Below are 12,767 nucleotides of genomic sequence, written 5' to 3'. Positions count from 1 at the left end.
TTTATACTTTAAAATTACTTTCTACGACGTTGTTTTTTAGGGCCATCCTGCTTGCCTCCTTTAGATTGTCCTTTAGACATTCCTACTAATGGAGAAAGCTCTCTTTTACCATAAACCTCGCCTTTCATTATCCAAACTTTTATTCCTAACCTACCATATGTGGTATGAGCTTCATGCAACGCATAATCTATATCTGCTCTGAAAGTGGACAAAGGAATTCTTCCATCTTTATAAGATTCCGAACGTGCCATTTCCGCTCCGTTCAACCTTCCGGAAATCTGAATCTTAATTCCTTCAGCGTTCATTCTCATTGCAGCAGCAATAGCCATTTTAATAGCTCTCCTGTAAGAGATCCTGCTTTCTATTTGTCTTGCAACACTGGCAGCAACCAGGTTAGCATCTAATTCCGGCCTTTTGATCTCAAAAATATTGATCTGAACTTCCTTGTCCGTGATCTTCTTGAGCTCTTCTTTCAGTTTATCAACTTCCTGTCCGCCTTTTCCAATAATAATCCCTGGTCTTGCAGTGGTTATAGTTACCGTAATTAACTTAAGCGTCCGCTCAATAATTACTCTGGATACACTTGCTTTGGCCAAACGCGCATGTATGTACTTGCGAATCTTGTCGTCCTCTGCTAACTTGTCTCCGTAATCATTTCCTCCGTACCAGTTAGATTCCCATCCTCTGATAATTCCCAGGCGATTCCCGATTGGATTTGTTTTTTGTCCCATAGTAAGCTCTAGCTTTCTGTGTTATTGTTAGATCCCAAAACCAAGGTTACATGGTTGGAACGTTTTCTTATTCTATGTGCTCTTCCCTGTGGTGCAGGTCTTAACCTTTTCAACATCCGACCACTATCTACCTTAATTTCCTTGACAAAAAGATCTGCACTCTCAATATCTGCATCTTCATTCTTCATTTGCCAGTTGGCTATAGCGGAAAGCAATAGTTTCTCTACTCTTCTGGAGGCTTCTTTAGGATTAAATCTAAGGATAGCCAATGCTTTTTCTACCTCAGCTCCACGGATTAAATCTGCCACAAGGCGCATTTTTCTTGGAGAAGTAGGGCAATTGTTTAGTTTGGCAAAAGCCATCTGCTTCTTCTCTTCCTTGAATTTTTCAGCCATTTGTCTTTTTCGAACTCCCATAGCGTCTTATTTTTTACCCTTATTTTTTGCTCCAGCATGTCCTCTAAAAGACCTGGTTGGAGAAAATTCACCTAATTTATGTCCTACCATATTTTCAGTGACATATACAGGGACAAATTGTCTTCCGTTATGTACTGCTATAGTCTGACCAACAAAATCTGGTGTGATCATCGAAGCTCTGGACCATGTTTTTATTACGGTCTTTTTATTTGTTTCAACATTCTGCTGGACTTTCTTTTCCAGGCTATGATGAACGTATGGTCCTTTTTTTAATGAACGTGCCATTTCTTTTTACTTTTTATTTCTTTCTACGTTCTATGATGTACCTATTAGTATCTTTAGTCTTAGAACGCGTTCTAAATCCTTTAGCCGGTATTCCGTTCTTAGACCTTGGATGACCTCCGGAAGCTCTTCCTTCTCCACCACCCATTGGATGATCTACAGGGTTCATGGCAACTGGTCTTGTTCTAGGTCTTCTTCCTAACCAACGACTTCTACCCGCTTTACCGGAAACAAGTAACTGATGGTCAGAATTAGAAACTGCTCCAACTGTAGCTAAACAATTAGCCAGTATCAACCTGGTCTCCCCTGATGGCAATTTTACGGTAACAAACTTACCTTCTTTCGCCATTAGCTGAGCAAATGTCCCAGCACTTCTAGCCATTACAGCTCCTTGTCCAGGACGCAGTTCAATACAGGATATAATAGTTCCCAAAGGGATATCGCTTAGCGGTAGTGCGTTTCCAATTTCTGGAGGAGCACTCTTTCCGGAAGCGACCTTCTGACCTACTTCCAATCCGTTTTGAGCAATGATATATCTCTTCTCGCCATCGGTGTATTCCAATAGTGCAATAAATGCTGTTCTGTTTGGATCGTATTGTATAGATTTCACCTCAGCGCTAACGCCCTGCTTTTCCCTTTTGAAATCAATAATACGATACCTTCTTTTATGACCCCCACCTCTGTGGCGAATGGTCATCTTTCCCTGACTGTTTCTACCTCCCGACTTTTTTAACGGAGCAAGCAAGCTTTTCTCCGGCTTATCAGTAGTAATCGCGTCAAATCCGTTTACTACTTTAAAACGCTGTCCAGGAGTGATTGGTTTTAATTTTCTAACTGACATTTTGTGTCTTTATAGATTACTGTAAAAATCAATTATATCCCCATCCTCTACATCTACGATCGCCTTTTTAAATGCATTCGTCTTTCCGTGCTGTACACCTGTTTTGGTATACCTTGTTTTACGGGAAGGGCCGTAATTCATAGTGCGCACTTTCTTTACTGAAACCCCATAAGCAGCCTCCACTGCATCTTTGATCTGCAGTTTGTTCGCCTTGGGATCCACGACAAAACCATAGCGGTTGTACAACTCGCTATCGGCAGTCATTTTTTCCGTAATTATCGGTTTTATTAACACACTCATTATTTCCCTACTTGTTTAAGTTCGATTCTATTCCTTGCACAGCCCCTTCAAGAAGTACAATATTGTTAGCGTTCAATATTTTATAAGTACTTAATTCTGAGTTAGTTACAACCTCGTAACCCTTCAAATTGCGCGACGACAAATATACGTTATTATTTGATTCACCCAACACAAACAAAGACTTTTTGTTTTCCAGCCCTAAAGACTTTAAAACCTGCATAAAATCCTTTGTCTTAGGAGCCTCAAAATTGAAGTCCTCAACAACCATAATCGCATCTTCCTGTTTCTTCAAACTAAGTGCCGATTTTCTGGCCAGACGCTTTACATTTTTGTTAAGTTTTTGAGTGTAATCTTTAGGTCTTGGGCCAAAAATTCGACCTCCGCCCCTGAAGATAGGAGACTTAATACTTCCCGCTCTTGCAGTACCAGTTCCTTTCTGTTTCTTGATCTTTCTGGTACTTCCCACTATCTCAGCTCTCTCCTTGGTCTTGTGCGTTCCCTGTCTCTGATGAGCCAGGTACTGCTTCACGTCCAGATAAATAGCATGATTATTGGGTGCTATCTTGAAAACAGCATCAGAAAGGTCTACCTTTCTTCCTGTTTCTTTTCCTTTGATATCTAAAACTGCTACTTTCATTATTTCGTAATAGTTATATAAGCGTTTTTGTGTCCTGGAACGCATCCTTTCAACACCAGTAAATTCTTTTCAGGAACTACCTTAACCACTCTAAGGTTCTGTACAGTAACTCTTTCTCCTCCCATTCTTCCGGCCATTTTCATGCCTTTGAATACTCTTGCAGGATAAGATGCCGCACCGATAGATCCGGGAGCTCTTAACCTGTTGTGCTGACCGTGAGTGGCCTGCCCTACTCCGGCAAAGCCGTGTCTTTTGACTACCCCCTGGAAACCTTTCCCTTTAGAGGTTGCAGACACATCTACAAATTCTCCTTCCTGGAACAGATCTGCACCAAGCGTATCACCTAATTTATGTTCACCTTCAAAATCACGGAATTCAACGACTTTCTTTTTAGGAGAAGCACCTGCTTTCTTAACATGACCCATCTCGGCCTTGTTTGCACGTTTTTCTGCCTTGTCATCGAAACCGAGCTGAAGGGCATTGTACCCGTCTACCTCTTCGGTTCTGACTTGGGTAACTACACATGGGCCAGCTTCAATCACAGTACATGGAATATTCTTTCCATTGTCATCGAAAATGCTGGTCATGCCTACTTTTCTTCCTATTAACCCAGACATACTTATTATTGATTATTAATTATTATTCTTTACTTATTTATTTAACAAAAAAACAGGGTCAAAAATAATTCGACCCCGAATCTATTTTTGTTACCGTTTTTCCTTTGCGAAACGCTCCGGACATGTCTTTGAAAGCACCGCTTTCAAATGCAATGCTATCAAACTTTTATCTCTACCTCAACACCTGAAGGAAGCTCTAACTTCATCAAAGCATCAATGGTTTTAGATGAAGAGCTATAAATATCCAATAGTCTTTTATAAGAACTAAGCTGGAATTGCTCTCTGGATTTTTTGTTCACGTGTGGCGAACGCAAAACCGTAAATATCTTTTTATGCGTTGGTAAAGGAATTGGCCCTGTAACCACTGCACCGGTAGTTTTTACCGTCTTTACAATCTTCTCGGCAGATTTATCTACCAAATTGTGATCGTAAGATTTTAGTTTTATTCTGATTTTTTGACTCATCTTCCTAAAATTTTTAAGCGGTTACTCCTTTTGCTGCTTTTACTACTTCTTCTGCAATATTAGATGGCGTTTCTGCGTAGTGAGAAAATTCCATTGTAGAAGTTGCTCTACCCGAAGACAAAGTCCTCAGCGCCGTTACATATCCAAACATTTCAGATAGTGGCACGTCGGCTTTTATCACCTTAGAACCAGCTCTGTCATCCATATTGTTAACCTGCCCTCTTCTTCTGTTAAGGTCACCAACTATATCACCCATATTCTCCTCGGGAGTTAGCACCTCAAGTTTCATAATGGGCTCCATCAACACGGCTCTTGCAGCTTTAGCAGCTTCTTTATAACCAATTTTGGCCGCCAGTTCAAATGAAAGTGAATCAGAATCCACAGGGTGGAAAGAACCGTCTTTCAACGTAATCTTCATACTGTCCATTTCAAACCCGGCTAAAGGTCCGTTCTTCATCGCCTCTTTAAAGCCTTTCTCTACAGAAGGAATGTATTCTCTAGGAATATTTCCTCCTTTGATCTTGTTTTCAAATTCCAATCCTGGCTTATCATCTTCTGCCGGTTCCATCGTAAATACGATATCGGCAAATTTACCTCTACCACCGGTTTGCTTCTTATATACCTCTCTGTGATCTGCACTTCTTGTAAGTGCTTCCTTGTATTCTACCTGAGGTTGCCCCTGGTTGACATCTACCTTAAATTCTCTCCGCAGACGATCTACAATAATATCGAGGTGAAGTTCTCCCATTCCGGAAATAATCGTTTGACCAGAAGCCTCATCTGTTTTAACCTGGAAAGTAGGATCTTCTTCGGCTAACTTAGCCAATGACATCCCTAATTTATCCACATCAGCCTTAGTCTTAGGCTCCACGGCAATACCGATTACAGGATCTGGAAAATTCATACTTTCCAAAATAATCGGATGCTTTTCAGAACTTAGTGTATCTCCGGTCTTAATGTCTTTAAAACCAACAGCTGCACCAATATCTCCTGCTTCTATATGATCTATCGCATTCTGTTTATTAGAATGCATTTGATATATTCTTGATATTCTCTCCTTGTTTCCAGATCGGTTGTTTAACACATACGAACCTGCATCCAATCTTCCTGAATACGCTCTGAAAAATGCCAAACGACCAACAAAAGGGTCAGTAGCAATTTTAAATGCAAGGGCAGAAAATGGCTCCTTTACATCTGGCTTTCTTGAGATAGGCTCATCTGTATTTGGATCTGTTCCTACAATAGCCTCCTTATCCAAAGGAGATGGAAGGTACCTGCAAACTGCATCTAAAAGAAACTGAACTCCTTTGTTCTTAAATGAAGATCCGCAAATCATGGGTATGATGCTCATATCCATTACTGCGGCCCTTAATGCTGCATGCACTTCTTCCTCAGTAATAGAATCTTCATCCTCAAAGAATTTCTCCATAAGGTTTTCGTCGTATTCTGCAACTGCCTCAATAAGTGCGGCCCGGTATTCTTTTACCTCGTCTACCATTTCGGCCGGGATATCAACCTCATCAAAGGTTGCACCCATATTTTCCTCATGCCATACAATTGCACGATTCTTAACAAGATCTACAATACCTTTAAAATCAGCTTCATCACCAATTGGCAAAACAATAGGTACAGCATTGGATTTCAACATATCCTTAACCTGCTTGCACACCATTAGGAAATTAGACCCTTGTCTGTCCATCTTATTTACAAAGCCCATTCTTGGAACTTTGTAATTGTCTGCCAGTCTCCAGTTGGTCTCGGACTGAGGTTCTACCCCATCTACCGCAGAAAAAAGGAAAACCAAACCGTCCAATACTCTTAATGAACGATTCACTTCAACCGTAAAATCAACGTGACCCGGAGTGTCAATAATATTAAAGTGGTAAGGCTTAGACGCCTCTACCTTTTTTCCATTGTCAGTAGGGAAATCCCAAGTACATGTAGTTGCAGCGGAAGTAATGGTTATACCTCTTTCCTGCTCCTGCTCCATCCAGTCCATAGTTGCAGCCCCATCATGCACTTCACCAATCTTATGACTTACTCCCGTATAATATAGAATACGTTCTGTAGTGGTAGTTTTTCCCGCGTCAATATGCGCAGCAATACCTATATTTCTTGTAAATTTTAAATCTCTTGCCATCTCTAAAAATTAAAACCTAAAGTGTGAGAATGCTTTATTTGCTTCGGCCATCTTGTGGGTATCTACTCTTTTCTTAACTGCAGCACCTTCTTCTTTGGAGGCAGCTAGAATTTCAGCAGCTAATTTTTGCGCCATGGATTTTTCATTCCTTTTACGCGAAAAGCTAATTAGCCATTTCATGGCTGTAGATATTTTTCTGTCTGGCCTGATCTGCATAGGAATCTGGAATGTAGCACCACCAACCCTTCTACTTCTCACCTCAACATGAGGCATAACATTGGATAATGCATCCTTCCAAAGTTCAAGAGCAGTTTTCTCTTCATCAGTTTTCTTTTCGTCTACAATATCTATTGCATCATAAAAAACTTTGAAGGCTACAGATTTTTTACCATCCCACATCAACATGTTCACGAAACGTGTAACCAGTTGATCATTAAATCTGGGATCTGGTAGTAAGGGCCTTTTTTTTGCCTGTCTTTTTCTCATTTCTTCTTAAATTGAAACAAAGCTATACTTTGTCTTTAATTATTTTTTAGGGCGTTTTGCTCCGTATTTAGACCTTCTCTGAGTTCTTCCTGCAACACCTGCTGTGTCTAAGGCACCTCTCACGATATGATATCTAACTCCTGGCAAATCTTTCACCCTTCCGCCTCTAACCAATACTATCGAGTGCTCCTGCAAATTGTGACCCTCTCCGGGAATGTACGCGTTTACCTCTTTCCCATTTGTTAACCTTACCCTTGCAACTTTACGCATTGCAGAATTTGGTTTCTTGGGAGTAGTAGTATAAACCCGGGTACAAACCCCTCTTCTTTGAGGGCACGAATCCAAAGCAGCCGATTTACTCTTCTTGGTAATTGTGGTTCTTCCTTTTCGTACTAATTGTGAAATTGTTGGCATACTATTATATATGTATAAAATCTACCCTTGTTTAAGGGCTGGCAAATGTAGTAATTATATATAATAATTCAAATGGTTACTGGTTAATTTTATTGATTTTTTAATATGAAGAAGTTCAGGCCCGGTTTTACCCCTCAAAAGTTGCCTTTTTATACCTTAATATATATAGTGCGCAATTCCTATATACCAGCCCGCACCATGTAAGTGCAGTACAACATCTTTATACCGGAATACTGCTTTGGCGAGTTGCCCTTGGCAGATTGGAACAGCCAGCCAGTTTTACCGGTTGAATATTTCTATAATATTCGCTTGCGTCATTTTTAGGTTTTGCGCCCAATTATTAAGTATTCTTATAATAATATTTAAATAAATTAAGGATAGTCTATCCTTTTAACACAAACACCATATAATTTCATAACAATAGCCTTTGGAATTGTTTATTTTCTTCAATTCTTTCTTAAAGTTTTATTAAAATAAGTTTGGATTATTAACATGAAATTAAGATTTTCGCTATTAGCTAATTCAAATAATCATAAAATGAGAACAAATTTAAATGGAATCCTGACGCTATTCCTGGCGTTTTTTGTGCATATATCTTTTGCACAGGAGAAGACGATTTCAGGTACGGTTACAGACCAGCAAGGTCTGCCTTTACCTGGTGTTAATATCGTCGTAGAGGGTACAACTACAGGTACTCAAACAGATTTCGACGGAAATTATGCAATTAATGCAAGTGCAGGCCAAGTATTGCTCTTCTCTTACATTGGTCAGAAAGACGAGAGACGAACAGTTGGTGCTGAAAACACCATTAATCTGCAAATGACCGAAGATGCGCAAGCGCTGGAAGAGGTGGTGGTAACTGCCCTGGGTGTAAAAAGAGAGCAAAGATCTCTTGGATACTCCATTGCCAAAGTAGATGGCGATGAGGTAACCCAAAGGCCGGAAGCTGATGTTGCAAGGTTGCTTTCAGGCAAAGCAGCAGGTGTAAATATTACTTCATCCAATGGTTTATCGGGATCTTCCACAAACATTATTATTCGTGGATTTACATCAATTACCGGTTCTAACCAGCCACTTTTTGTTGTTGATGGGGTTCCGTTTGGTAGTGATACCAATAATAATGAAGCCTTTTTTGACAATGCGACAGAATCCAGTAGATTCTTAGACCTGGATCCAAACAACATTGAAAACATTAACGTGTTAAAAGGATTAAGTGCAACCTCCCTTTACGGTAACAGGGGTAGAAACGGGGTGATCCTGATTACTACCAAAAATGCTAAAGAAGGAGCAGGTAAGACAACCGTGTCTATTAGTTCTTCTATTTTCTATAGCAATCCGCACTTACCAGATTACCAAAACGACTATGGAAATGGTTTTAACCAGGAATTCGGATGGTTCTTTAGTAACTGGGGACCAAGATTTGGAGACACCAATCCAAACATCTGGACAGGGTATCTTAGTAGTATAAAAGGCGGGCAGGTATTTTTAAATCACCCATTTGCCTCTAACCAAATACCATCTTATGCAACGGGTTATGAAGACCTGAGAGATGGTGAATATGAGTATAAGCCCTATAACAGTGTTCCTGAATTCTTCCGAACGGGAGTATTTACCAGCCAGTCTATTGGCTTAAACGGTGGTGACAGTGATTATAGCTATAATGTGACGTATTCCAGAGTTGAAGACAAAAGTTTTGTTCCTGGAAACTCTCTTAATAAAAATAACTTTGGTGTAGGTGGTTCTGCCAAGATGGGCAAACTAACTGTGAACGCCGGTATTAATATAGCACTTACTGATCTTAAAAGCCCGCCCGTTGCCGCTTCCAGGGGTAGTGGGGTTAACGGTGATGGAGCTTCTATCTTCGGGGACTTAATGTATACTCCCAGAAGTGTGGACCTCTCTGGTATACCTTTCGAAAGAATTACCGATGGAGGAAACCTTTATTACAGGGAATCTAACAGTATTCAAAACCCACGCTGGACGGTTAAGAATTCTAAAACCGGCCAGAAGGTAGACCGTTTCTTTGGAAACTTCAACATGACCTATCAGTTATCCGATAATCTGAACGCCAATTACAGATACGGTATTGATATTTATAATGAAAGTTCGTTCTACGGACAGAATGCTGGTGGACCTGATGGTAATGCATTAGGATTGTACCGAACTCAGTCTATAAGAAATGCGATTAAGGATCATAACTTTACCCTTAATTACGATAAAGATCTTACAGATGATCTAAATCTAAAGGTGATTGTTGGGGCCAACGCCAACTCCGTTCTTTTTGAGAGAGATGGTTTGGAGAGTAACAGACAGATTGTATTTGGAGTGTTAAAGCACTGGAACTTTACCGATGTTTCCTCTACAAATTCATTTAATGAAATAAACTTCCAAAGAACCGCTAAAAATAATACGGTTGGTTTCTTTGGGGATATCACCTTAGGGTATAAGAACTATTTATACTTAAACGGTGCGGTAAGAAGGGACTGGACTTCCACTCTTGAAAGCGACAATAATGCTATTACCTACCCATCTGCTAGTGTTTCTTTTATTGCAACCAATGCTTTTGAGCAGATTAGATCTGATAAATGGGGATTAAACGATCTTAAGATTAGATTTGGATATGGTTCCTCAGCAGGTTTCCCGGATGTATATAGTACAAGGAATACATTATCCTTAAGCGGAAGATCTTTTGTTAAGGAAGACGGTTCTGTAGTATCTGCAAATACAACTTCCGATATTCTTGGTAACCCAGCGCTGAAACCAGAAACGGTATCAGAATTAGAATTGGGTATAGACGCCAGATTACTTGATAGAAGACTGGGGATTAACGCCAGTATCTTTAAGAGAAAGACTGAAGACTTAATTACAAATAAGGATTTAGATCCATCTACAGGATTTACAAATTCTACACTTAACGGAGGAGATTTGGAAGTGAAAGGTGTAGAAGTTGATTTGGATGTTGATGTATTTAGAAGCCAGACAAGAGGATTTGCATGGAATACCAATATTAATTTCTATGCTGATGAATCACTGGTAACCAGATTACCAGAAGGGATAGATCAGATCATCATTGGGAACTTCTTTAATGCTGATGCAAAAAATGCCGCCATTGTAGGGAAACCATTTGGGGTATTAATTGGAGATGCCGTACGTAGAGATGCAGACGGGAATAAGATCATAACAACCAGTAACGGTTTCTATGATTTTGATCCGGATGACACGGTAATTGGAGATCCAAACCCAGATTGGACATCAAGTCTGACAAATACCTTTAAGTTTAAAGGATTTTCCTTATCCGCGCTACTATCTTACCGCCATGGTGGAGATATTTACTCTAAAACTGCTGTAACGCTCCTTAGTAGAGGTGTAATAGATTTTCCTTTTGACAGACTTGGAAGTTTTGTACTTCCAGGAGTTGGAGCTGACGGCTCACCAAACACCACTCAAATTGGTGCATCTGATATCGCATTTGAAAACTGGTTAGGTGGAGATGAGTTCGAAATTTGGGACGGTTCTACCTTAAGACTAGCAGAAGTAAGTGTTGGGTACGAATTAAGCTCAAAGGCATTAGAAAAGACTCCTTTTACTTCAATGTCCTTTAAAGTATCAGGAAGCAATTTATGGTATAAAGCCTTCAATTTCCCCGATGGAACAAATATTGACACCAATACCCTGGCCAACGGAGTAGGAAATAATATTGGATTGGAATACTTTTCTGGTCCAAGTTCTAGACGATACGGATTTAGTGTAAAAGCTTCTTTTTAAAAAAATACAACTATGAATAATATAAAAAATAAAATAACGATCGGAATCACAATGGTATCCCTCCTGTTTGGAGTAGGATCTTGTGAAACCCTGGAATTAGAATTATTGGATGATCCCAATGCTCTGAATTCAAGCAATGCCTCTCCGGATTTCTTCGTTAGCCAGATACAATTAAGTTTAAAAGACTTCTTTTTTGAAGTTACGGAACCGGGGCAGGAACTGACAAGAATGGTTCATATGTTTGGCCCATTGTACCAAAATGCATATGCTCCGAGTGATTTTGATACCGCCTGGACCATTGCTTATGCAGAAATTATGGCCGATGTAAGAAGTCTTAGGCCCGTGGCTGAAGAACAGGAGCTCTATACCCACATTGCTATTGGAGAAATAGCCGAGGCCTATGTAATTACAACCCTGGTAGATTTTATGGGTGATATTCCTTATTCTGAAAGTAATGATGGTGTAACCTTTAACCCGGTTGCAGATTCGGGAGCCAGCGTTTATGCTAATATGTTGACACTGTTGGATGCGGCCATCGCAAATCTAAACAGAAGTGAAACAAGGCTTCCAGCAGAGGATTTCTTTTACGGGGGTGATGAGGATAAGTGGATAGCTTTGGCAAATAGTTTAAAAATTAAGATCCACCTACAACAAAGATTGGTAGAGCCTGCGCAATCAGCTGCCGGGATAAATGCCATTGTTGCCAGTGGTGATTATATCACCGATAGCGACGGGGATTTCACTTTCCGCTTTGGTACAACAGATACCAATCCGGATAGCAGACATCCTATCTTTGCAAGAAACTTTACAGAAAGTGTAGGGGTAACAGACTATATGTCTAATCATTTTATGAACCTGCTTTTAAATGAAAAAGCAAGTCCGGATCCTAGAACACGTTATTACTATTACAGACAAAGAGCTACTAATGCTCAGAACACTGTAGAACAGGATTGTGTGGGTACATTACCTCCGGCCTGGTATGGTTTTACCATTCCTTACTGTAATTTAGACGGGAATCCCGGTTACTGGGGTAGAGATCACGGTTATGAATTAGGTATCCCACCAGATACGGGAATTAGAGCCACATGGGGTTTATATCCTGTTGGGGGTAACTTTGATGCCGATAATTTTGAACCAATTCCAGATAGAAATATCGGAACCGTTGGAGCTGGTTTTGAGCCAATTATGCTTTCGAGTTTTGTTGATTTCATGCTGGCAGAAGCTGCATTGGAATTAGGTACCAGTGGTAATGCGAGAGCCTATTTAGAAAGTGGCATCAGAGCAAGTATGGATAAAGTTACGAACTTTAGAACAGACCTGGTTGATGAAACGTTTGCAGCTACCGCTGCAGAGATCGATGCCTATGTAGATGAAGTTTTGGCAAGTTTTGATGCTGCAAGTGCTGATGATCAGCTAAACATCATTATTGAGGAATACTTTATTGCCTTATATGGCAACGGAGTTGAAGCATATAACTCTTACCGAAGAACTGGGAAACCAGATGACCTGCAACCCTTACTTCGTGAAGATACAGACAGGTTCTTACGTTCTTTCCTGTATCCTGATGTATATGTTAACCAGAATATTAATGCCTCTCAAAAGCCGGATGTTTTCCAAAAAGTATTTTGGGACACCAACCCGGACAATGGTTTTATTAACTAAAAAATTAATGCG

General features: G+C 40.1%; 13 protein-coding genes. 2 read left to right on the top strand and 11 right to left on the bottom strand.

Annotated features, from left to right (window positions below; translation table 11 throughout):
* Positions 1 to 14 precede the first annotated feature (14 nt).
* From rpsC to rpsL, 11 genes are all read right to left on the bottom strand, one after another.
* Complete coding sequence (gene rpsC, locus J1G40_RS11110) at positions 15 to 731, bottom strand: 30S ribosomal protein S3 (RefSeq protein ID WP_265242712.1); 717 nt, start codon at positions 729 to 731, stop codon at positions 15 to 17.
* A gap of 8 nt (positions 732 to 739) precedes the next feature.
* Entirely contained in the window at positions 740 to 1,147 is a 408-nt protein-coding gene (rplV, locus tag J1G40_RS11105) for a 50S ribosomal protein L22 (protein WP_265242711.1), read from the bottom strand.
* A 6-nt stretch (positions 1,148 to 1,153) separates the two neighbouring features.
* Positions 1,154 to 1,432: a 30S ribosomal protein S19 gene (gene rpsS / locus J1G40_RS11100; protein ID WP_265242710.1), complete on the bottom strand. Its 279-nt coding sequence runs from the start codon at positions 1,430 to 1,432 to the stop codon at positions 1,154 to 1,156.
* 13 nt (positions 1,433 to 1,445) lie between these two features.
* On the bottom strand, positions 1,446 to 2,270 hold the full coding sequence (gene rplB, locus J1G40_RS11095; protein WP_265242709.1) for a 50S ribosomal protein L2: 825 nt from the start codon (positions 2,268 to 2,270) through the stop codon (positions 1,446 to 1,448).
* 9 nt (positions 2,271 to 2,279) lie between these two features.
* Positions 2,280 to 2,570 carry a 50S ribosomal protein L23 gene (gene rplW, locus J1G40_RS11090; protein ID WP_265242708.1) on the bottom strand — a complete coding sequence of 97 codons (291 nt, stop codon included), beginning with the start codon at positions 2,568 to 2,570 and terminating at the stop codon, positions 2,280 to 2,282.
* Positions 2,571 to 2,577: 7 nt separating this feature from the next.
* A complete protein-coding gene (rplD, locus tag J1G40_RS11085) occupies positions 2,578 to 3,207 on the bottom strand; it encodes a 50S ribosomal protein L4 (RefSeq protein WP_265242707.1) in 630 nt (209 codons plus the stop codon).
* Positions 3,207 to 3,824, bottom strand: a complete 618-nt coding sequence (gene rplC, locus J1G40_RS11080) for a 50S ribosomal protein L3 (RefSeq protein WP_265242706.1) — start codon at positions 3,822 to 3,824, stop codon at positions 3,207 to 3,209. The genes rplD and rplC overlap by 1 nt, the downstream gene beginning before the upstream one ends.
* A 158-nt stretch (positions 3,825 to 3,982) precedes the next feature.
* Complete coding sequence (gene rpsJ, locus J1G40_RS11075) at positions 3,983 to 4,288, bottom strand: 30S ribosomal protein S10 (protein WP_007094989.1); 306 nt, start codon at positions 4,286 to 4,288, stop codon at positions 3,983 to 3,985.
* 13 nt (positions 4,289 to 4,301) lie between these two features.
* The gene (fusA, locus tag J1G40_RS11070) at positions 4,302 to 6,428 is read right to left on the bottom strand and encodes an elongation factor G (protein ID WP_265242705.1); all 2,127 of its coding nucleotides are present in this window, start codon (positions 6,426 to 6,428) and stop codon (positions 4,302 to 4,304) included.
* Positions 6,429 to 6,437: 9 nt separating this feature from the next.
* The gene (rpsG, locus tag J1G40_RS11065) at positions 6,438 to 6,914 is read right to left on the bottom strand and encodes a 30S ribosomal protein S7 (protein ID WP_265242704.1); all 477 of its coding nucleotides are present in this window, start codon (positions 6,912 to 6,914) and stop codon (positions 6,438 to 6,440) included.
* 39 nt (positions 6,915 to 6,953) lie between these two features.
* The gene (gene rpsL / locus J1G40_RS11060) at positions 6,954 to 7,328 is read right to left on the bottom strand and encodes a 30S ribosomal protein S12 (protein ID WP_138853415.1); all 375 of its coding nucleotides are present in this window, start codon (positions 7,326 to 7,328) and stop codon (positions 6,954 to 6,956) included.
* A 537-nt stretch (positions 7,329 to 7,865) separates the two neighbouring features.
* Here rpsL and J1G40_RS11055 point away from each other — a divergent pair.
* Positions 7,866 to 11,093 (top strand): SusC/RagA family TonB-linked outer membrane protein, encoded by a 3,228-nt coding sequence (locus tag J1G40_RS11055; RefSeq protein ID WP_265242703.1) that lies wholly within the window; start codon positions 7,866 to 7,868, stop codon positions 11,091 to 11,093.
* A gap of 12 nt (positions 11,094 to 11,105) precedes the next feature.
* A complete protein-coding gene (locus tag J1G40_RS11050; protein ID WP_265242702.1) occupies positions 11,106 to 12,755 on the top strand; it encodes a SusD/RagB family nutrient-binding outer membrane lipoprotein in 1,650 nt (549 codons plus the stop codon).
* Positions 12,756 to 12,767 lie beyond the last annotated feature (12 nt).

Source organism: Muriicola sp. Z0-33, assembly GCF_026126425.1.
Taxonomy (GTDB): Bacteria; Bacteroidota; Bacteroidia; order Flavobacteriales; family Flavobacteriaceae; genus JAFMPW01.
This window is presented reverse-complemented; position numbering and strand designations above follow the sequence as displayed.